We start from the raw sequence: 21,896 nt of genomic DNA, 5'->3' as shown, positions 1-21,896 counted from the left end.
ATAAAAAAATCCCCTCCAGATAAAACAGTATTGAGTCCATCATATCAGATGGACTCTTTTTTTACTGTCTACCTATAGGGGATAATACCAATCTTTCTCTGTTTTGATCTTCATTGATAAATTCACCTTTCTAGTAAATTAATGCATCAGTTCAATAATCCATAAAATCCAGTAAGCACCTGGTACAAATAGCAGTTGTGCTAATAATGTGCCGAGAAGTCTAGAAATCATTAGCCAACCATACATTTTACTCATAGATTCAGCACCGCTTTCTGATTGTAGAGCACGTTCTGTTAAAAGAGCAATGCGTGGATCGAGTAATACAGTTAATAAAATAGTAGCGAAACCATTTACAAGGCCAGAAGCTGTACTTGCATTTGTTGCATAATCTGGATTTAAAAAAGAAGCGTAAAGGGCTGAAAGTACCCCTGCTGTATAAATAGCAGTAGCAAACATGTTAATAAGCATAATACGCTTTGGAATACCACCGATACGCAGTCTATGAATCATTTCTAACTTTGGAAAACGGACATATTTTTTTGTGTACTTTAATTTTTGAATGTTATTCGTTTTCATCATTCGAATGAAAGAACCGTCTGTTTCAAAGTTTTGAATGACATATCCAAATAATTTTGTCAAAGTTGGATAAAGAATGATCGCGATTAATGTACCGATAGAAGCCGATAATAGTACGAGTCGTATAATATGCTCTAAATTAATAGAAGAATCTAGTTTTGCTTCATCGACAATACCACCGATTAAAAAGGCTTGTAGTAAGTTTGATGTTCTTGAAATAAGTAACACCATTCCTACAACAGACAAGGCAACCGCAATCTTCTTTAAACGTACTCCAGCTAATCGAATACTATAAGAGCTTGTTTCAACTGCGTGGATCACAATTGTGAAAGCCATTATAAAAATTAACGTAATTGACATTTGTTTCACCAGTTTCTATTAAAATAATTGTAACTTTTTTACTGTATCATATCTATCGTATTTTGTAACTGAAAGTATGTGACATATGGAAATTGATTTTTCGAAAAAATAGATAATAATAGTATAATAGGGAGAAGTGGAAGAGATGTTAGGACTTATTTATACAGCAAATTAAGTGGAGGAATGAAGCATGTATAAAACATTTCTATTTGATTTAGATGGAACTTTAACGGATCCGAAAGAAGGGATTGTAAACTCGGTTTTATATGCATTAAAAAAAGTAGGAATTGAAGAAGTACATATAAGTGAGTTAGATTCATTTATAGGTCCTCCTATTCAGCAATCATTCATAGAGAGATATAATATGAGTGAAGGAGAGGTTGAACGTGCTGTTTTTTACTTCCGTGAGTATTTAAAGCAGCGTGGATTGTTTGAAAATAATGTATACGAGGGGATTCTGAAGCTCTTGCAACAATTAAAAAGTTCAGGGAATCGCATATTCGTAGCAACTTCAAAGCCCACTGTATTTGCGAAACAAGTTATAGAGCATTTTCAATTAACGAATTATTTCGAAGACATCATTGGAAGTAATTTAGATGGTACGAGAATAAAAAAAGAAGAAATAATTGCTCATATTTTACAAACACATGAAGAACTAAATAAAGAAGAAATGATAATGATTGGTGATAGAAAGCACGATATAATAGGTGCAAATCAGAATGGAATTGCTTCAATTGGTGTTTTATATGGCTATGGCTGTGAAAAAGAACTGACTGAAGTTAGTGCGACCTACATAGTGAAAGATGTTGAAGAACTGTATCATTTTTGTGTAGAGAAAAATTTAATACAGCAGTAAATATAGATTCTAGCAATCCCTTTATAACGTATGACGATGAATTCGTTTCTGTTTAAAGGGATTTTTCATATGTAATCGAATAATTATAATTAGACATTTTTAGCATAAAAATTTGTATGAATAAGAGGAGGGATGTCAGAATTAAAAGGTTAGTAGAAATTTATCAATAAAATTTAGAATATTCTGTTTAATGGAGGGGTAAAATTGGAGTTAGTTATTATATTATTAGCACTAAGTTTACTTATGTTCGTAGCATACAGAGGTTTTTCTGTTATTTTATTCGCGCCGATATTTGCATTATTTGCAGTATTTTTGACAGAACCTAGTTATGTATTACCTTTCTTTTCTAATATCTTTATGGAGAAAATGGTTGGATTTATAAAATTATATTTTCCTGTGTTTTTATTAGGAGCAATATTTGGAAAAGTAGTGGAAATGTCAGGAATTGCAGATTCTATCGCAAAAACAATTATTGAGTTAGTTGGTGAAAAACGTACTATATTAGCGATTGTATTAATGGGGGCTATTTTAACGTATAGTGGTGTTAGTGTGTATGTAGTAGTGTTTGCTGTTTATCCGTTCGCAGCTAAGTTGTTTCGACAAGCTAATATTCCAAAGCGTTTAATCCCTGGAACGATTGTTCTTGGAGCAGTAACGTTTACAATGGATGCGCTACCTGGATCACCACAAATTCAAAATGTAATACCTACAACATTTTTTAAAACGGATATTTATGCTGCACCGATACTTGGGATTGTAGGAGCAATTTTTGTTCTTACATTAGGTTTACTATATTTAGAGAGTAGACGTAAGAAGGCAAAAGCAGCAGGTGAAGGATATTTTGGTTTTAATGATGGAAATACTGAAATGGCAGCATCTTTGCAAGTAGAACAAAAAAATATGCCATTAATTAATAACATTGAAATCACAAGAGCGCAACAACTTATTGCATTTATACCACTTATTTTAGTAGGTGTAATGAATAAAGTGTTTACTATTATGATACCGAAGTGGTATCCAAGCGGTTTTGATTTTTCTGCAATTGGTATGAAAGCATTTGGAAAAGTAGAATTAAGTGCAGTAGTAGGAATTTGGTCTGTAGAATTGGCACTTATTATAGGGATCTTAACAACGTTATTATTATATTGGAAGCGAGTAGTAACAGGTTTCCAAGCTGGATTGAATACAAGTATTGGTGGAGCGCTACTTGCAACGATGAATACAGGAGCTGAGTTTGGATTCGGTGGTGTCATTGCAGCACTTCCAGGCTTCGCAATTATGAGAGATGGCATCTCTGCTACTTTCACAAATCCGTTAGTGAATGGTGCAGTAACGACGAATATTTTAGCTGGAATTACAGGTTCGGCATCAGGAGGAATGGGAATAGTATTAAGCGCAATGGGAGATAAATTTATTGCAGCGGCCAATCAATTTGATATTCCATTAGAAGTTATGCACCGTATCGTATCAATGGCATCAGGCGGAATGGATACACTACCACATAACGGGGCTATTATTACTATTCTTACAGTAACAGGATTAACACATAAACAGTCATATAAAGATATATTTGCTATTACAATTTTGAAAACGGTGGCTGTATTTTTAGTTATCGCATTCTATACTTTAACAGGACTCTATTAAAAAATTTGAATCGTAAAGATTCATCAAATCGATAATTTATATTATAAAATATTAATTAGGATAAGAAGGGGTGGGGGACTTGCAAGAGGTTTCTGAGTTTCGTATGCCAAAGTCGGTATTATATGCAAGAAATTCGCTTGAAAAACTGGGAGAACAATCAAAAAAGTTAGGGAAAAAAGCTTTTATAGTTACTGATACAATTATGGAGAAATTAGGATATGTTGAAAAGTGTATGCAACAACTAAATAAGAAAGGTATTACTGTTAGCACATATAATAAAGTGGATGCTGAGCCTACAAATATACACGTATTAGAAGCGTTATCTCTTTGTAAAGAGGAAAAGTGCGATTTTATTATCGGTATTGGTGGTGGAAGTTGTATTGATGCTGCGAAAGCGGTAGCGGTTTTATATACAAATGGTGGAGAAGTTGAGGATTATGTCCAAAAGGATATTGAAATAGAAAACAATCCACTACCACTTATTGCAATTCCAACAACTTCTGGTACTGGTTCGGAAGTTACAAGTGTAGCAGTAATTACGAATAAAAAAACAGATGTAAAAATGATGATGAAGCATCCTAGTTTTATACCGAAAGTAGCAATTATAGATCCAGTTTTGACAAGTTCGTTACCACCACAAATTACGGCAGCAACAGGAATAGATGCGTTATGTCATGTGATTGAAGCTTATATTTCTAAATTTTCACAACCACTTACAGATGTACTTGCTCTTTCAGCTATTGAAAGTATTATGAAATATTTACGTATAGCATATGAAGATGGACATAACATGGAGGCAAGAGAAGCGATGATGATTGCTTCCTTACAAGCTGGAATTGCATTTTCGAATGCATCAGTTACATTAGTTCATGGAATGTCAAGGCCAGTGGGAGCATTATTTCATGTACCGCATGGAATATCAAATGCCATACTATTACCTACAGTGTTAGAGTTTACAAAAACAAGTGCAGTGAAAAGGTTAGCAAAAATTGGGCGTAGTTTAAATAAGGATTTGTATTCGAATTCTGATGAGGAAGTAGCAAACTACACGCTTGGGGAAATAAAAAAACTTTGCTTTGATCTTCGTATTCCAAATTTAAAAGAATATGGAATCGATGAAATTGAATTTGAAAATGCTATTTCTAAAATGGCATTAGATGCAATTGAAAGTGGTAGCCCAGCTAATAACCCACGTGTTCCATCATATGATGAAATCAAAGAGTTGTATCGAGAGTGTTTTAATTATAAGTATAAAGAATTTATAAAAACATCAAATTTTTAATTTCAGAATATTCTATAAAAATTTCCTTGGAAATGAAAGTAGAATTATTCTTTATTATTCCGTTAAAACAAGACTTTATATTCCAAACTTAAAGTCTTGTTTTATTGTGTATAATATACATAATAAAACGTTGTTATTAGTTTTATAAAAATAGTTTAGGTAGGTGTTTTGTTTATATGAAAACGATAGGTCTTATAGGTGGTATGAGTTGGGAATCAACTTCAGAATATTATCGAATTATTAATGAAGAAATAAAAGAGAGATTAGGAGGGCTACATTCAGCAAAATGTTTGATTAATAGTGTGGATTTTGAAGAGATTGAACGATGTCAGTCTAGCGGAGATTGGGATGGTGCTGGAGAAATTCTAGGGAATGCGGCATATTCATTACAAAAGGGAGGAGCAGACTTTATAATTATTTGTACAAATACAATGCATAAGGTAGTTGGAAAAATAAAGGCGAAAATTGATATTCCAGTCTTACATATTGCTGATGCAACTGCAAAAGAAATTAAAAGAAAAGACATTCAAAAGGTTGGTCTGCTTGGAACTAAATATACAATGGAGCAAGATTTCTATAAGTCACGTATAGAAGAAAATAATATAAAAGTAATAGTACCATCAGAAAAAAATAGAAAAGAAATAAATAAAGTAATATATACAGAATTATGTTTAGGAAAAATAGTATCTCAATCTAGAGAATATTATAAAAGAGTCATCGAAGAGTTAGTGCAAAAAGGAGCACAGGGAATCATATTAGGTTGTACAGAAATAGGATTATTAATAAAGCAAGAAAACGTATCTGTCCCGATATTTGATACAACTCATATACATGCAATTGAAGCAGTCAAGGTAGCTCTAGATAGAGTATAATTATATTATGTAAACTTGATTCGTATATCTGGAAAACATTCAGAAAATATTTTATAATGTAAGTGGTTACATTTAAGGGGGAATGCGTATGTTTTCAGTTCAACCAATCGCATTTGTACATAATGAAAGAAAGGAAATAAAAGATGATGAGTGGGGGAAAGTAAGATCCCGTATAACTTTAACTGAAATGTATGCAGAAGAAAGTATACAAGGGATTGAAGATTTTTCTCATATTGAAGTTGTTTTTTATTTTCATAAAGTAACTGACGAGCAAATTCAGTATTTTGCTAGACATCCTAGAAATAATAAGGATTATCCTGAAGTAGGTATTTTTGCACAGCGCGGGAAAAATCGTCCGAATCGCATAGGTGTAACAATTGTCAAGGTAATCAAAAGAGAAGGTAAATCAATTATTGTTGAGGGATTAGATGCTATTGATGGCACTCCTATATTGGATATAAAACCAATAATGAAAGGGTTTATGCCGACAGAAGAAATACACCAGCCTAAATGGGCAACGGATATAATGAGACAGTATTGGAAGGGGAATGGAGTAAAATGAGAATATATGAGGCAACAATTGCAGATTTAGATGGATTAGCATCAGTTTTTAATAACTATCGCATATTTTATAGACAAGATTCTGATTTAGAAGGGGCAAAAGTATTTTTACGAAATCGAATTGAGAGAAAAGAGTCCGTTATTTTCGTAGCAGTTGAAGACGGCGAATATATTGGGTTCACGCAACTATATCCATCATTTTCTTCCATTTCAATGAAAGAATTATGGATTTTAAATGATTTATTTGTACAAGCGGCGAAGCGTGGAGCCGGAACAGGTAAAAAATTATTAGAAGCTGCTAAAGAATACGCATTAGAAAATGGAGCAAAAGGTGTAAAGCTGCAAACAGAGATTGATAATTTATCAGCACAACGATTATACGCTGAAAATGGTTATTTGAGAGATAATCGTTATTTCCATTACGAATTAACGTTTTAAAAAATTAAGTTGAAAGAGACATTTTCAAGAAAAAGAATTTCTTTGTAATGAGAAATTCTTTTTTATTTTTGCCTAAATTAAAAAACATGACAAAAATAAAACGATATTTATTTATTATTAAACAATAAATGTTGTGATAAAATTATGTTGTCATTAAATAAGTGAGGAATTGTAAATGAATCTTAAACGAAGTTCAACAACGTTCTTAAAAGTAATTATTTTTCTTGCTGGAATTTCAGTGCTTGCTTTATGCATATTTTTAGTGCCGGAAATGGCGAATTTCGCAGCAAGTTTGTATCCTAATATTGCTCCGATGAAATATCTTGTTTTCATTGTGATGTATGGAGCAGCTGTGCCTTTTTACGTTGCTCTTTATCAGGCTTTCAATCTTTTACAGTACATTGATGAGAACACAGCGTTCTCGGAATTATCAGTAAAGGCGTTAAAGAATATAAAGCGCTGTGCAATTACAATCAGTGGTTTGTATGTATTAAGTTTGCCACTTTTTCATTTTATAGCGAAAAAAATGGACCCTCCTATTGGGCTAGTGGGACTCATTATCGTTTTTGCTTCGCTCGTTATCGCCGTTTTTGCTGCTATCCTCCAACGACTTCTACAAGAGGCAATTAACATAAAATCAGAAAATGATTTGACGGTCTGAGGTGGCGGATATGACAATCATTATTAATATTGACGTCATGTTAGCAAAACGAAAAATGAGTGTAACGGAGCTTTCGGAGAAGGTTGGAATTACGATGGCGAATCTTTCTATTTTGAAAAATGGGAAAGCAAAAGCGGTTCGTTTTTCAACATTAGAAGCGATATGTAAAGCTTTAGAGTGTCAGCCAGGGGATATTTTGGAGTATAAAAACGATGAGAATACTCAATAAAAACAGATAACAAATGTAAATAATAGAAGTCAATAAAGAAGGGATAGCCACTAAGCTATTCCTTCTTTACGTTAATTGCTGTTACTAATAAAAAATATAATTTGAATTGCAATGTTTGCGTATCAAAAGGGAACTTGCTACCTTTTGAGGTGATCCGTTTTGTGGAAGACAATTATTTGCCAAAAAAGCTATTTAAACTATGTTTTAAATTATTTCGAGTGAATCAAAATCTTCATTTGTATTATAGTTGATTTAAAACCCAGTTTGTTGCATCTTCAAAGTTATCTGCAATGTAGTTTGGTTCAATATGTGCCCATTTGTCTCGGTACGTATGCAAAGCATCATACCCAGCGCCTGTTCGGACTAGAATCGTAGTCGCATTTACTTTTGCCCCTGCAACAATATCAGTCCAGCGATCACCAACTACAGCACATTGTGTTAAATCAAGCCCATGTTTTTTTGCTGCTTTAAGCAGCATGCCTGTACTTGGTTTACGGCATTCACAACCATCACCGTGTTTATGAGGACATACATAAACATCATCAAAACCGAAGCCTTCTAATTCTTGTACAAAATCGGCTACAGTTGCTATTCCATCTGCGATACCAGGTTGATTTGTGAAAGAGAAAATTTTTATATTTTTAGCTTTTAGTTTTTGCAAAGATGTTTTTGTGAATGGAAATAATGTAAAAGATCCTGGATAATGTATTGTAGTGTCACCACCAATTGTACCGTCACGATCAATGAAAATTGCTTTAATGTTTGTCATAGTTATAGTCCCTTCAATTTATTCCGTATTAACGGGGAGTAAGACCCCCACTGATTAAAGTTTCACTTTATAAGTAGTTTAAAAATGTTTTACAAATCGGTAGCCATTTACTTCATAGCCTAATTTTTTGTAAAAAGGATGAGCTTCTACTCTTTTTGTTCCACTAACTAGCCATGTGCCAATGCAATTATGTTTCTTTGCTAATTGCTCGGCATAATCCATCAACACTTGTCCAATGCCTTTCCGTCGTATGTTAGAATCAACGCTAATAATTGAAATCTCTCCATAACGTGTTACATCTTCTAAATTTTCACGTATACGAAATCCAAGTAATCCAAATATAGCTTCTTCTTCCTCGTAAACATATAAAAAATCAAACGGACTCATTTGTACGAATTGTAGGCGGTTGTTCATATCTTCATAGGAAATAGAGGAACCTTTTAATTCTTTCGTTAAAGAACAAAGTGCGTCTATATCATCTATCGTTGCTTCACGAATTTGAAAAGACATATTATCAACTCCAATAAAATGTAATCAAACATTTTATATTCTGTTAAAAAATGTTTTTTCCTGCTATGAAAATAAATATTTTATAATGATATACAGATAGTTATATATTATTATTTTCCTTGATTGTATTAGAAATGGAAAGAAGGGGAATGCATGTTAAAAGTAAATATCCGCTCAGCTGGATATGAAATAGGTGAAAAAATAATTCATGATATAGCTTTTTCTATCGAAAAAGGTGAACTAGTTGCTCTTATTGGAGCAAATGGTGCTGGGAAGAGTACGACGATTAAAACGATACTCGGATTACTTGTAAATATGGACGGTGAAATATCATTCGGTGAAAAGAAAAATCCGTATGCATACGTACCAGAACATCCAACATACTATGATTACTTGACGCTCTGGGAACATATTGAATTATTAATGGCAGCTCGTGGAAGTGAAATGGGAAGTTGGGAAGAACGAGCGGAACAATTATTACATACTTTTCGAATGAATAAGCATAAACATGAGTATTTATCAAAGTTTTCAAAAGGCATGAAACAAAAATCGATGCTAATATTGGCGTTTTTAACTGAGCCAGATTTTTATATCATTGACGAACCTTTTATCGGTTTAGATCCAGTAGCTACGAAAGAGTTTTTAAATTATTTATATAAAGAAAAAGAGCGCGGGGCAGGAATTTTACTTTGTACGCACGTATTAGATACTGCTGAAAAAATTTGTGAAAGATTTTTACTCATTTCACAAGGTACATTAGTCGCAGATGGACATTTAGAATCTATTCAAATATTAGCGGAAATGCCGGGTAGTTCATTATTAGACTGCTTTGATGTAATTGTAAGGCGTGAACAACATGATTAAACAACAATTTTATAAGAGATTACGCCATGAACTTGAGCGGAAATGGAAGTCTATACGTTCGGTAACAGATTGGACAGTCGCATTATATATTATTATTCCAGCACTTATATTTATGGGAATCTATTATCGATCGCTATGGATAAATGAATTATCAACGGAAGAGACGATTTATTTCGGATTAGGATTACTCGCATTTTATTTAGTAACATATCCAAGAGGAGTTCGTTCATTTTTTGAGCAAGCGGATAGTTTATTTTTAATTTCGTATGCAACACATATGCGAAAATTAGTCCAGTATGGCATGATGTACACATTTGTTCGAATAGCGATAACGAATATAATAGTAGTCGTTATTATGTTACCGGTGTTGATGAAAAGTATCGAAGTAACAGAGATACAAGTCCTATTATTTTGGGTATTCTTTACTATATTTCGATTTATGTTGTCGTTGTTAACGAGATTTGTTCATGTACATGTGGGGAAACGATGGGTTTTATGGATTGTAAAAAATGTAGTATTTTCTATGAGCGTGTCCTTTTTTGGAATTAGTTTATTTTTTATTTATAAAAATCCGTTGTATTCAATTTTATTTATCGGTCTAGTAATTTTCTTAAGTAGTGTATTAGTAAAAGAGAAAATGAATTATAAAAAGTTCTTTTTTAAAGAAATCGAGAAAGAAAAGGAGGAAAGCATGCGCTGGACGAGCGGAATTATGCAAGTTGGTGGTCATGCGGCTAAACCGAGTAGTTCGAATAAAAAACCGTGGATGTTTCCGCGCTCTAAAAGACTTTTAGGGAAAAAAGCTGATTCTCGTATTGTCGAATCTTTTTTGAAAGAATTTTTCCGTACAAGTACTGCACGAATATTTTATATTCAAATTGTATGTATCAGTACTGCAAGTATAATTATGACTCCAAGGTGGATTGCAGCTATTGTTCTCGTATTTGCTGTAGTTGCAATTTCTCGCTATGCACGTGATTATTGGAATGAATTTACGAATAAGATGTTTCTTCGTTTATATTGTGATGAAGGGAAATTACTATTGTTAAGATGGAAGGCAGATCGTTATTTACTACTACCAGCAATACTTTTATATGGAATAGTTATACTTTCACAGTTTTATTTATTGCCAGCTGTGGTAGGCAGCGTTGTTTTTATTTTATTAATTGTATGGATTGTATTTCTACCATTAAAAAAGAGCCATTGATGGCTCTTTTTCTAGTCTGTAACACATTGATAAATAAAATATACTAAAACGAGTATGCTTGCGGCGGAATACATGACGTCTAAAGTCATTCAAGTGCCTCCTCAATATCGTGGTATTAATATTGTATGAAATCTTACAATTTCATATTCAAGTGAAAAATATGTGAACGTTAACAAAATTGTAAAGTGCAAAAATTACAATCATTTTGTATAATAGAAGAAACCACCGTTATATAAAAAATAATGAGTGAAAGGGGAGGGAACATAAATGCCAAATTGGTTTAGAAAAACCTTAGTCGCATTAATTACCGTATTTACATTTGGTTTAGTGACGCCTCCTTCCATATTGCTTGATAATGCCAAAGCTGCGGACAAGCCTACGAGCACAGCTGGGCAACAAAGTTTGGAGAGTACGTCCTATACATATGAAGAAACGAATGACAGGTTAACCACCGATACTTTTATTACTTATGCGATGCAAGAAGCAGAGAAGCAGTCGATGCAAAAGTTTGGTACTAAAATTGGTCCAGTAATTGAAGATGAATTTAAAGATGTAATATTACCAAAGATTGAAGAGGCAATTGCTGAGCTTGCTAGTGATGTACCAGAAGATTCACTACAATCATTAGCGATTTCTCAAAAACCAGCTGGTGGGAATAACGAAAAGATTTTTCATGTCTACGATACGAAATCAGGAAATGATTTATTGCGTTTCCATGTAAGAAGAGATCATCCACCGCAAGATGGTTATTATTTTAATTTCCATTATCATCGTTTTGATGATGGATACTCAGGACATCATGAGTTAGGAAATATTTATTGGAATACGAATGTACCGCCGAAATGGCTTTCTTAAAAAGAACAAGAGAAAATCTTGTTCTTTTTTATTTTTATAGAAGGGACAGACAACCATGTTGTTGAATAACATAGGTTTAGAAAAAAGAAGCAAAGGGAGTATGGAAATGCAAAAATATATTGTTTTTGACTTTGATGGCACATTAGTAGATTCACAAAATATATTTGTACCAATTTATAATCAAATTGCTGAAAAGCACGGATATAAAACGGTAAGAGAAGAAGAAATTGAGTATTTACGCAAGTTAACGATGGCGGAGAGATGTAAACAACTCGATGTACCACTGTATAAACTACCGATATTAGCGCTGGAGTTTTATAAATTGTATCAACCTGCTATAAAAGATCTTATTTTGTTCCATGGGATGAAGGAAGTATTAGATGAACTACATAAAAAAGGCTACGGAATTGCAGTCATATCATCGAACTCAGAAGAGCATATTCGGGCGTTTTTACAAAAGAATGATATAGAAAATATACAAGAAGTGTATTGTTCTAAAAATTTGTTCGGTAAAGACAAGATGATAAAAAGATTTTTAAAATCGAAAAAGATAACAGAGAAAGATATGTTATATGTCGGTGATGAACAGCGAGACGTAGCAGCGTGTAAAAAGGCTGGAGTGAACGTAATTTGGGTATCTTGGGGATATGATGTTATTGAAACAGTGAAAAAAGATGCACCAGATTACATGGTTCATAAGCCGATGGAAATTGTGCAAGTAGTACAAGGAGCGTATTCTTAATATGAATACACTGCGAGCAGGCATTCATCATATTGAATTTTGGGTAGCAAATTTAGAGGAGTCCATTTCTTTTTATAATAAGTTGTTTTCCATAATTGGGTGGAGAAAGTTAAATGAAGTAGCATATAGCACAGGAGAAAGTGAAATATACTTTAAAGAAGTAGATGAGGAAATTGTAAGGACGTTAGGGCCTAGACATATTTGTTATCAAGCTATTCATAGAGAAGTAGTTGATGAAGTAGCAGATTTTCTTTCTAGTACGAAAGTGAAGGTAATACGTGGTCCAATTGAAATGAATCATTATTCGGAAGGTTACTATACGATTGATTTTTACGATCCGGATGGATTTATTGTAGAAGTTGCCTATACACCAAATGCAGAAATGTAAGGGGAATAGATATGAAGATAATTACAGCACGGCAAAGCAATATACAAATAGTAAAAGATGCAGCGAATATTGAAGAAATTTCTAAAGGTTTTTCGCCTGATAAGAAATATATAATTACGAATGCAAATAATGAAAAATATTTATTTCGGACAGGCGATATAAAAGAGTATGAAAGAAAGAAAATATAGTTTCAAATTTTAAATGAAATGGTAAAACGTAACGTACAGGCACAAAGGCCAATTGAAATAGGTATATTGGAAGAAGAAGGTGTATGCTATAGTATTTTTTCATATTTAGAAGGGGAAGATGCGAAGAAGCTATTGCCTACGTATTCACCAAAAGAACAATATGATATTGGTATAGAGGCAGGAAAAGATTTAGCAAAAATGCATACATTTGAAGCTCCTAAGGATATACTTCCATGGTATGAAAGAGCTATGAAAAAACATAGTAAATATGTAGAGGTATACAAAACATGCGGAATAAAAATAAAAAATGATGATAAAATCATAAAGTTTATAGAGGAAAATGAAATATATTTAAAGAGCCGCCCGAATCGATTTCAACACGATGATTTTCATTTAGAAAATATAATTGTACGGGATGGAAAATATGTAGGTGTTGTTGATTTTAATGGCTATGACTGGGGCGACCCAATTCATGATTTCGTAAAAATTGCACTGTTTGCAAGGGATATTAGTATTCCGTATTCAATCGGACAAATAGAAGGATACTTTAATAGGAAAATACCAGAGGAGTTCTGGAAATTATACACGGTGTATGTTGGCATGACAGTTTTCTCCTCAGTTGTCTGGACATTACGAGCAGCGCCGCATATGTTAGATGATATGTTAGAGCGTCTTACTATAGTTTTAGAGGATCATAATAACTTTGAGTTATCGAAACCAATTTGGTTTCAACCAGATAAGATTGATATGAAATAGAAAAGGTAGGTGTGATTCGCACCTACCTTTATTTTTTACCGTCAAGATACTTATTTAATTTTCTTAAATGTAAGCGGCTGAGTACTTAATGTAGCTGGTACATGTAACTGAAGGGATGGGAATTCACCACTTACATTCATTTCATAAGCGAATAATAAGCTCATTTTCATTTGGAATAAGTCAACTTTTGTGGAGAAGATGTCGTAATGATGATGCCCTAATTGAATATCCATTTCCATAAATTGTACATATAACGAATCATCTCGTTTGTATACTTGTAATGTTCCGTATGCAGGATGTTCAAAAGTACCAGTATAATCCTCTAACTTGTGCGAAGGTGTAGTCCCTTTAATTTGTTCAGGGAGGGATTCAGTTGCTTCTTTCATCATTTCCTTCATTTTTTTAGTATCTTCTACAGCACGTTTATGCCAATCAATGGATTCTAATTCAAGTAGTTCGTCATAAATTTGATTAGCGAGATAAGTAGGAAGTAATGTTCCTCCAGCATTCGTTAAAATGACAAGGCCTATGTTTTCTGTTGGTATGAATGAAACAAGCGCTGAAAATCCATCGATATTACCGCCATGATGAATCACTTTTTTACCACGATAAGCGCTAATAAACCAACCAAGACCGTAACTATTTAATGGAGATTCAGGGAGTGATAAAACCGGTTGGTCTGGAATTGAATTGTGTGGTGTATACATTTGTTGTAATAATTCAGAGGAGATTAATTCATGATCTCCAAATTTTCCTTCATTTAAGTGGAGAAGTACCCAATTTGCCATATCTTCAATTGTGGAATTAATACACCCAGCAGCGCCAACTGTATCGATGTTACGGAATGGAACTGCTTTTATTTCACCGTCATTTTCAATGTAAGGTAAAGCGTAATCATCTGTAGTTTGTGAATCGTTAACAGAGAAGTTTGTATGTCTCATATTTAAAGGTTCTAAAATATGTTCTGTAGTGTATTGCTCCCACGTTTGATTTGTAATGTTTTCAACAATGTAGCTAATTGTTGCATACATTAAGTTGTTATATAGAAATGCAGTCCGGAACGGTGCATCAAGTGGTAAATGTTTTATTTTTTCAACGAGATCTTTTCGAGATAAGGAAGAACTGTACCAAAGAGCCTCATGACGACTCACTCCAGTTCGATGAGAAGCTAAATCCCGTCCTGTAACTTGTGAGCTAGCAAGTAGTTCAGATAAAGTAAAGTTAGGTATATAAGACGGGACAGGAGCATCCCAATTAAACTTTTTTTGCTGTGCTAACAAGCTTAATGAAAGTGTACCAAACGCTTTCGTTGAGGAACCGATTGCGAATCGAGTATTCGGTGTAACAGCCTCTTTTGTTTCTATATTACGATAGCCGAAACCTTCTGAAAGAATAACTTCACCGTCTTTTATAACAGCGACAGCAACACCAGGAACATTTAAATCCTTCATCATTTTTTCAACCGTGGTTTGTAAAGAAGTCATAACAGGTGTTTCAATTTTAGGCATATTTCTAACCTCCAAATATAAATTTTGATCTACCGCACTATACTTTCGGTAATAGAAAATGAAAACCTTTTAAAATATGGAAAGTTAATAATTTTGTAAGAATTAGCGCAAGAAATTTTATTAATTAAGATTATTAAATTTACCATTTTTCATGTTATGATAAATTCCATATACGATTGAAAGAAGGTTTTCCTACATATGAAACATGCTGAAAATGAATACTTAAATTTATGCCGCCATGTAATGGAACATGGTACGAAGAAAGAAGATCGTACAGGGACAGGAACTGTATCTGTATTTGGATATCAAATGCGTTTTGATTTGAGCAAAGGATTTCCTTTATTAACGACAAAAAGAGTACCATTTCGCCTTGTAGCAAGTGAACTACTTTGGTTTATGAAAGGTGATACAAATATTCGCTATTTATTGCAGCATAATAATAACATTTGGAATGAATGGGCGTTTAAGAGCTGGGTAGAAAGTGATGAGTATACTGGTCCTGACATGACTGATTTTGGTCTTCGTTCACAACAAGATGAAGAATTTAAAGTACAGTACGATGAGCAAATGGAATTGTTTAAAAAGAACGTTTTAGAAGATGATGAGTTCTCAAATAAATATGGTTATTTAGGAGACGTTTACGGTAAACAATGGCGTGCTTGGAAAACGACAGCTGGTGAGACACTTGATCAATTAAAAGATGTAATTGAAATGATTAAAAAAACACCAGACTCGCGTCGTTTAATCGTTTCTGCTTGGAATCCTGAAGACGTACCGAGTATGGCATTACCGCCTTGTCATACATTATTCCAATTTTATGTAGCGGACGGAAAACTTTCTTGTCAGCTATATCAAAGAAGTGGTGACATATTCCTTGGAATTCCATTTAACATCGCAAGTTATTCACTACTAACACATTTAATTGCACATGAATGTGGTCTTGAAGTAGGAGAATTTGTTCATACAATTGGAGATGCACACATTTATACAAATCATTTTGAACAAGTAGAAAAGCAATTGGCACGTGAACCACGTCCATTCCCGAAACTTACATTAAATCCAGATGTGAAATCTGTGTTTGATTTTGAAATGGAAGATTTAACGATTGAAGGATACGATCCGCATCCAGCAATTAAAGCACCGGTTGCAGTATAATTGTAGAGGAGATGAAAAAATGATTGTTTCATTTATGGTCGCGATGGACGAAAATAGAGTAATTGGTAAAGATAATAATTTACCTTGGCGTTTACCGAGTGAATTACAATACGTGAAGAAAACAACGATGGGCCACCCGCTTATTATGGGAAGAAAGAACTATGAAGCGATTGGTAGACCACTGCCTGGAAGACGTAATATTATTGTAACTCGTAATGAAGGGTATCATGTTGAAGGCTGTGAAGTTGTTCATTCTGTAGAAGAAGTATTTGAACTATGTAAAAATGAAGAAGAGATTTTTATTTTTGGCGGAGCGCAAATTTACGATCTCTTTTTACCTTATGTAGACAAGTTATATATAACAAAAATCCATCATGCATTTGAAGGAGATACATTCTTCCCAGAAATGGATATGACAAATTGGAAAGAGATTTTTGTAGAAAAAGGTTTAACGGATGAAAAAACCCCGTATACGTATTATTACCATGTATATGAGAAGCAACAATAATAAAAAAGATTGATGTGAGAATTCACGTCAATCTTTTTATTTGTATTCACCAATATAAGTTTATAGATGAGATTCGATAGTGCTATAATGATAGGTAGCTGTAAAAATGCTAAAATTTTCAAAAGTACTAATATAGAAAGAGGAGGAGAATCGATTGAGAAAGATATGGGGGATTCTTTTTCTTTGCTTAACATTCATGTTAGTTGGATGTGGTAAAGAAGAAAAACCACAAGAAGCGTTTGATACATATGTAAAAGCGTGGAATAAACAAAAATTTGCAGATATGTATGATCAACTATCAAAAAATGCAAAAAAAGATATTTCAAAGAAAGAGTTTACTGAGAAATATGAAAAAATTTATTCTGGTATCGAAGTGAAAGACTTAAAGGTAGAAACAGGGGAAGTAAAAGAAGATAAAAAAGATGAAGGTCCTGTTCCTTTTAAAGTAAGCATGGATACAGTTGGTGGTAAAATCACATTTGGTCATGAAGCAAAAATGGTGAAAGAAAAAGATGGAGATAAAGAATCTTGGAAAATAGATTGGACTCCTGATTTTATTTTCCCTGGCATGACGAAAGATAGTAAAGTGCGTATGCAGACAACACAGCCAAAACGTGGTGAAATATACGATCGTAATGGAAAAGGTCTTGCAACGAATGGGAAAGCTTCTGAAATCGGATTGATTCCTGAAAAGTTAGGCGATACTGCTCCGCAGACGAAAGAAACAGTAGCGAAGTTATTAAATATGTCTGTAGAAGAAATTGATCAAAAATTAGCTGCTAAATGGGTAAAACCAGGGTATCTCGTACCAATTGGAATTTTGCCTGAAGGGGCAACACAAAATACGTACATTGATTTACCAGGTGTTTCAACAAAACTTGTAAATGTTCGTACATATCCGTTAGGGGAAGCGGCAGCTCATCTGACTGGTTATATTGGAAAGGTAAATGCTGAAGATTTAAAAACGCTACAAAAGAAAGGCTATCAAGCTGATGACCCAGTTGGTAAAGCTGGCTTAGAGCAAGTATTAGAGGAAAAGCTACGCGGTAAAAAAGGTGGCCGTGTCTTTGTAGAAGATGCGCAAGGAAAAGAAATTAAAAATTTAGCAAAAACAGATGCTGTTGATGGAGAAAATGTAACTTTAACTATTGATAGTGTTGTTCAAGAAAAAACGTATAATGAAATGAAGGGCGAAGCTGGTTCAAGTGCAGCAATTAATCCGAAAAGTGGAGAAACAATTGCACTAGTAAGTAGTCCAGCATATGATCCTAATATAATTGCACGAGGGACATCAAAGGCACAACGCGAAGCGTGGAATAATGATCCGAAAAAACCAATGACAAATCGCTTTACACAATTGTCGGTACCAGGTTCTGTATTTAAACCTATTACAGCTGCAATTGGTCTTGAAACGAAAACGATTGATCCAAAAGAAGAGTTGAAAATTGAAGGATTAAAATGGACAAAAGATTCTTCTTGGGGTAATTACTATGTAACGCGTGTGAAAGATGCAAATCCGATTGATCTTGATAAGGCGATGAAATACTCGGATAATATTTACTTCGCACAAGAAGCTTTAAAAATCGGAAAAGACAAGTTTATGAGTGAAGCAAAAAAATTCGGATTCGATGAGAAACTACCAATTGAATATGGATTCCCTGCTTCTAAAATTGCAAATGACGGCATTAAAAATGATATTCAAATGGCAGATACAGGATATGGACAAGGACAAGTATTAATGACTCCTCTTCATTTAGCTTTAACGTATGCGCCAATTGTAAATGATGGAGCGATTCCGTCACCGTATATTATTAAAACAGATAAACAACCAAAAGCTTGGAAAGAAAATGTAATTTCTAAAGGAAATCAGGATATATTAAAAACTGCAATGACGAAAGTAATTAATGATCCAGATGGTACAGGGAAAATTGCTAAAATTGATGGCATGACTCTTGCTGGAAAAACAGGTACAGCGGAATTAAAAGTATCAAAAGAGGCCGAAGGAAAAGAACTAGGTTGGTTCGCTGCATTTGATTTAAATTCACCAGATATGGTCATTACAATGATGATTGAAGATGTAAAAGGTAGAGGCGGAAGTAATATTCCAGCTGAAAAAGTAAAACATGTATTTCAAAAATAATATGTAATAGAAGGCTATCTCTATAAGTTGTAGAGGTAGCCTTTTTATATGAAAGAGTTCTTAATATCTGTATACTAAATTTTAAGGAAACAAAGTAAATCATTAACTTACGAAAAAAAAGTAGCTATTTTTTTATTGACATTGATTAAAACTTTTTGTATTATACTTACATAAGGTAAGTTGTTAACTTTTAAAAAATAAATCTTGAATTGAAGATAAAGAGAAAAAAGGGAGAGAATACAATGACAAAAGTACTATTTATTACAGCAAATCCAAATTCAGCAGAAGGTTCTTTCGGAATGGCAGTAGGGGAAGCTTTCATCGAAGCTTATAAAAATGAACATCCACAAGACGAAGTTGTAACAATTGATTTATTCAATACTACAGTACCAGCAATTGATGCAGATGTATTTGCTGCTTGGGGTAAATTTGCAGCAGGTGAAGGCTTTGAAGCTTTAACTGAAGTTCAACAACAAAAAGTAGCAGCAATGAACACAAACTTAGAAACATTTATGAATGCAGATCGTTATGTATTCATAACTCCAATGTGGAACTTTAGCTATCCACCAGTAGTAAAAGCATACTTAGATAACGTAGCAATCGCAGGTAAAACATTCAAATATACTGAAAATGGTCCAGTCGGCTTATTAGAAGGTAAAAAAGCACTTCACATTCAGGCAACAGGTGGCGTATATTCTGAAGGAGCATACGCAGCTGTAGACTTCGGTCGCAATCACTTAAAGACTGTATTAGGATTTGTCGGTGTAAATGATACTGAATATATCGCAGTTGAAGGTATGAATGCAAACCCTGAAAAAGCACAAGAAATTAAAGAAGCAGCAATTGCTAATGCTCGTGAATTAGCAAAACGTTTCTAATATAGAATGCTTAAAAAGTCCAAACACTTGCTGTTTGGACTTTTTTTCTTCTTTTTCCTTCGTTTGTCTAGTATAATGAAGGTCGGAATGATAATAGGTGGGGGTTCTGTATGATTCAAACGTTTTTTAAAATCTTTTATTTAATTTTAATCGTAATTGCGATTACACCGAGAATGTGGCGTCTTAAAAGACAAGTAAATACGATGGCGCCAAAAGAAAAAGATAATGCTGTGTATAAAACGACAAATTGGTTTGGTAAGAAAATGGTACGTGTAGCTGGAGGGGCAGTAGAAGTGAAAGGACTTGAAAATGTTCCGAAAGACAAGCCAGTACTAGTTGTAAGTAATCACCAAAGTAATATGGATATCCCTGTTTTACTAGGTTACTTAAATAAACCAATTGGATTCGTTTCAAAAGCAGAGATTAAAAAGTTCCCAGTTGTACCAATTTGGATGGAACTTATGAATTGTGTATTTATGGATCGTAGCGATCGTCGTCAATCTCTTCAAGCGATTAAAGATGGAATTGAACTATTAAAGAATGGACATTCTATCGTAATTTTCCCTGAAGGAACGAGAAGTAAGGGTGGCGAAGTTGGAGAGTTTAAGGCTGGTAGTTTTCATCTGGCAGTAAAGTCAGGTGTAGCAATTTTACCTGTAACGTTAGATGGTACATATAAGATGTTTGAAGCGAATGGAAATCGTATGAAGCCAGCTCATGCAACAGTAACAATTTCTAAGCCGATTACACCTGAAGATTATGCGAATATGGATATTAAAGAATTAACGAAGCATACACAGGAAGTTATCGCATCACAATTACATAAGTAATAAAAAAGGATTCAGCTTATAGTAAGCTGAATCCTTTTTTATTATGCTGTAGGTAAGACATAAAAGAGTACACAGAAGAACATCATCGCACTACCACCTAAAACGAACAGGTGCCATATGGCATGGTTGAAAGGTAGCTTTTCCCAAAGGAAGAATATAGCTCCGACAGAATATAAAATTCCACCTGCTAAAAGTAGTGAAAAACCATGTCCAGTTAGATTTTCATAAAGTGGTTTAATGGCAACGATTATGAGCCAACCCATAATGATGTAACATAAAGTTGAAGCCTTTATAAAGCGACGTACAAAGAAAATTTTGAAGACGATACCTCCGATTGCTAGTGTCCATATTATAGCAAGCAACGTCCATCCTAATGGGCCACGAAGTGTAATAAGTAGAAAAGGAGTATACGTGCCAGCAATCAATAAGTAAATGGCTGAATGATCTAAAATAGTAAATATTTTTTCTACTTTAGGATGATGAATGCTATGTAGCAATGTTGAAAACAAGTACAGTAAGAACATGCTTACACCATAAACAGTAAATGCAACTACAGCTGATGCGGTACCGTGCTTAGAAGCATGAATAATCAATATGATTAAGGCAGGGATGCTTAAAATGGCACCGATACCATGTGTAATTGCATTTGCAATTTCTTCTTTTACAAATTGGGTCATTCGTGTCATTTTTTCAGTCATAATGCAAATCCTTTCTACTATCATAAAATAATATGTCATTTCCCTTACCATATCATACACAAGAGCAATAGAAAATGAAATTTGTATAATTGATTATATTTTTGAATTTTTTTGATAAAAGACAATGGATTTGTTGACGTTTTCAAACTTTTTTGACAAAATAAAATTATGTAATAGTAGGACAAGGAAACTACTAATAAAGGGGATGGGGAAATGTTTTCAAATATTGGCTTTCCAGGGTTAATTTTAATTTTAGTAGCAGTACTCATTTTATTTGGACCTAAAAAATTGCCGGAAATCGGGAAGGCTTTAGGGGAAACGTTAAAAGAGTTTAAAAAATCAACGAAAGAATTGACAGATGACGCATTTCAAGAAAAGGAAAAGAAAGAAAAAATGTAGTGTATTTTCCTTGTAATGGATA

General features: G+C 33.7%; 24 protein-coding genes and 1 pseudogene. 20 read left to right on the top strand and 5 right to left on the bottom strand.

What is annotated here, in order from left to right; genetic code table 11:
• Window positions 1-138 precede the first annotated feature (138 nt).
• Entirely contained in the window at window positions 139-936 is a 798-nt protein-coding gene (locus MR169_RS21440; RefSeq protein ID WP_000028915.1) for a lipid II flippase Amj family protein, read from the bottom strand.
• A gap of 190 nt (window positions 937-1,126) precedes the next feature.
• On the opposite strand from MR169_RS21440, the gene MR169_RS21435 reads away from it, so the two are divergent.
• From MR169_RS21435 to MR169_RS21400, 8 genes are all read left to right on the top strand, one after another.
• Window positions 1,127-1,792, top strand: a complete 666-nt coding sequence (locus tag MR169_RS21435) for an HAD family hydrolase (RefSeq protein ID WP_000278478.1) — start codon at window positions 1,127-1,129, stop codon at window positions 1,790-1,792.
• Window positions 1,793-1,996: 204 nt separating this feature from the next.
• Window positions 1,997-3,436 carry a GntP family permease gene (locus MR169_RS21430; RefSeq protein WP_000424327.1) on the top strand — a complete coding sequence of 480 codons (1,440 nt, stop codon included), beginning with the start codon at window positions 1,997-1,999 and terminating at the stop codon, window positions 3,434-3,436.
• 79 nt (window positions 3,437-3,515) lie between these two features.
• Complete coding sequence (locus MR169_RS21425) at window positions 3,516-4,718, top strand: iron-containing alcohol dehydrogenase (RefSeq protein WP_242319993.1); 1,203 nt, start codon at window positions 3,516-3,518, stop codon at window positions 4,716-4,718.
• Window positions 4,719-4,894: 176 nt separating this feature from the next.
• Window positions 4,895-5,590, top strand: coding sequence for an aspartate/glutamate racemase family protein (locus MR169_RS21420; RefSeq protein WP_000848571.1), 696 nt, complete (start codon window positions 4,895-4,897; stop codon window positions 5,588-5,590).
• An 88-nt stretch (window positions 5,591-5,678) separates the two neighbouring features.
• Window positions 5,679-6,152 (top strand): SAM-dependent methyltransferase, encoded by a 474-nt coding sequence (locus tag MR169_RS21415; protein WP_016117728.1) that lies wholly within the window; start codon window positions 5,679-5,681, stop codon window positions 6,150-6,152.
• A complete protein-coding gene (locus MR169_RS21410; RefSeq protein ID WP_001223853.1) occupies window positions 6,149-6,589 on the top strand; it encodes a GNAT family N-acetyltransferase in 441 nt (146 codons plus the stop codon). Before MR169_RS21415 ends, MR169_RS21410 begins: the two co-directional genes overlap by 4 nt.
• Before the next feature lie 175 nt (window positions 6,590-6,764).
• Window positions 6,765-7,250 carry a DUF2975 domain-containing protein gene (locus MR169_RS21405; protein WP_242319992.1) on the top strand — a complete coding sequence of 162 codons (486 nt, stop codon included), beginning with the start codon at window positions 6,765-6,767 and terminating at the stop codon, window positions 7,248-7,250.
• A 10-nt stretch (window positions 7,251-7,260) separates the two neighbouring features.
• On the top strand, window positions 7,261-7,479 hold the full coding sequence (locus MR169_RS21400) for a helix-turn-helix domain-containing protein (RefSeq protein WP_000152534.1): 219 nt from the start codon (window positions 7,261-7,263) through the stop codon (window positions 7,477-7,479).
• A 241-nt stretch (window positions 7,480-7,720) separates the two neighbouring features.
• Here the strand turns inward: MR169_RS21400 and MR169_RS21395 are convergent, their stop codons facing one another.
• Window positions 7,721-8,248: an HAD-IIIA family hydrolase gene (locus MR169_RS21395; RefSeq protein WP_016117730.1), complete on the bottom strand. Its 528-nt coding sequence runs from the start codon at window positions 8,246-8,248 to the stop codon at window positions 7,721-7,723.
• Window positions 8,249-8,326: 78 nt separating this feature from the next.
• Window positions 8,327-8,758 (bottom strand): GNAT family N-acetyltransferase, encoded by a 432-nt coding sequence (locus tag MR169_RS21390; protein ID WP_000009776.1) that lies wholly within the window; start codon window positions 8,756-8,758, stop codon window positions 8,327-8,329.
• 153 nt (window positions 8,759-8,911) lie between these two features.
• On the opposite strand from MR169_RS21390, the gene MR169_RS21385 reads away from it, so the two are divergent.
• The 6 genes and pseudogenes from MR169_RS21385 (at window position 8,912) to MR169_RS21360 (ending at window position 13,758) form a co-directional block, all read left to right on the top strand.
• The gene (locus tag MR169_RS21385; RefSeq protein ID WP_000921904.1) at window positions 8,912-9,622 is read left to right on the top strand and encodes an ABC transporter ATP-binding protein; all 711 of its coding nucleotides are present in this window, start codon (window positions 8,912-8,914) and stop codon (window positions 9,620-9,622) included.
• Window positions 9,615-10,829, top strand: a complete 1,215-nt coding sequence (locus tag MR169_RS21380) for an ABC transporter permease (protein ID WP_000595442.1) — start codon at window positions 9,615-9,617, stop codon at window positions 10,827-10,829. Before MR169_RS21385 ends, MR169_RS21380 begins: the two co-directional genes overlap by 8 nt.
• A 267-nt stretch (window positions 10,830-11,096) precedes the next feature.
• Window positions 11,097-11,684, top strand: coding sequence for a YpjP family protein (locus MR169_RS21375; protein WP_001134421.1), 588 nt, complete (start codon window positions 11,097-11,099; stop codon window positions 11,682-11,684).
• 106 nt (window positions 11,685-11,790) lie between these two features.
• Window positions 11,791-12,426: an HAD family hydrolase gene (locus tag MR169_RS21370; RefSeq protein ID WP_001987851.1), complete on the top strand. Its 636-nt coding sequence runs from the start codon at window positions 11,791-11,793 to the stop codon at window positions 12,424-12,426.
• Between the two features lies 1 nt (window position 12,427).
• A complete protein-coding gene (locus tag MR169_RS21365; protein WP_047386066.1) occupies window positions 12,428-12,814 on the top strand; it encodes a VOC family protein in 387 nt (128 codons plus the stop codon).
• An 11-nt stretch (window positions 12,815-12,825) separates the two neighbouring features.
• Window positions 12,826-13,758: pseudogene (locus MR169_RS21360) on the top strand (aminoglycoside phosphotransferase family protein).
• Window positions 13,759-13,808: 50 nt separating this feature from the next.
• On the opposite strand, the gene MR169_RS21355 reads toward MR169_RS21360, so the two are convergent.
• Window positions 13,809-15,266: a serine hydrolase gene (locus MR169_RS21355; protein ID WP_242319991.1), complete on the bottom strand. Its 1,458-nt coding sequence runs from the start codon at window positions 15,264-15,266 to the stop codon at window positions 13,809-13,811.
• Between the two features lie 198 nt (window positions 15,267-15,464).
• On the opposite strand from MR169_RS21355, the gene MR169_RS21350 reads away from it, so the two are divergent.
• From MR169_RS21350 to MR169_RS21330, 5 genes are all read left to right on the top strand, one after another.
• Window positions 15,465-16,421, top strand: coding sequence for a thymidylate synthase (locus MR169_RS21350; protein ID WP_000679609.1), 957 nt, complete (start codon window positions 15,465-15,467; stop codon window positions 16,419-16,421).
• Window positions 16,422-16,440: 19 nt separating this feature from the next.
• Window positions 16,441-16,929, top strand: coding sequence for a dihydrofolate reductase (locus tag MR169_RS21345; RefSeq protein WP_242319990.1), 489 nt, complete (start codon window positions 16,441-16,443; stop codon window positions 16,927-16,929).
• 154 nt (window positions 16,930-17,083) lie between these two features.
• On the top strand, window positions 17,084-19,069 hold the full coding sequence (gene pbpC, locus MR169_RS21340) for a penicillin-binding protein 3 (protein WP_242319989.1): 1,986 nt from the start codon (window positions 17,084-17,086) through the stop codon (window positions 19,067-19,069).
• Between the two features lie 242 nt (window positions 19,070-19,311).
• Entirely contained in the window at window positions 19,312-19,947 is a 636-nt protein-coding gene (locus MR169_RS21335) for an FMN-dependent NADH-azoreductase (RefSeq protein WP_098782833.1), read from the top strand.
• A gap of 110 nt (window positions 19,948-20,057) precedes the next feature.
• Window positions 20,058-20,777 carry a lysophospholipid acyltransferase family protein gene (locus tag MR169_RS21330; protein ID WP_242319988.1) on the top strand — a complete coding sequence of 240 codons (720 nt, stop codon included), beginning with the start codon at window positions 20,058-20,060 and terminating at the stop codon, window positions 20,775-20,777.
• Window positions 20,778-20,818: 41 nt separating this feature from the next.
• On the opposite strand, the gene trhA is transcribed toward MR169_RS21330, so the two are convergent.
• Window positions 20,819-21,475, bottom strand: coding sequence for a PAQR family membrane homeostasis protein TrhA (gene trhA, locus MR169_RS21325; RefSeq protein ID WP_000136889.1), 657 nt, complete (start codon window positions 21,473-21,475; stop codon window positions 20,819-20,821).
• Window positions 21,476-21,688: 213 nt separating this feature from the next.
• Between trhA and MR169_RS21320 the strand changes: the two genes are divergently transcribed.
• The gene (locus tag MR169_RS21320; protein ID WP_000492443.1) at window positions 21,689-21,874 is read left to right on the top strand and encodes a twin-arginine translocase TatA/TatE family subunit; all 186 of its coding nucleotides are present in this window, start codon (window positions 21,689-21,691) and stop codon (window positions 21,872-21,874) included.
• Window positions 21,875-21,896: the final 22 nt, after the last annotated feature.

It is taken from the genome of Bacillus cereus group sp. BfR-BA-01349, from assembly GCF_022663795.1.
In the GTDB taxonomy this organism is placed as follows: Bacteria; Bacillota; Bacilli; order Bacillales; family Bacillaceae_G; genus Bacillus_A; species Bacillus_A cereus.
This window is presented reverse-complemented; position numbering and strand designations above follow the sequence as displayed.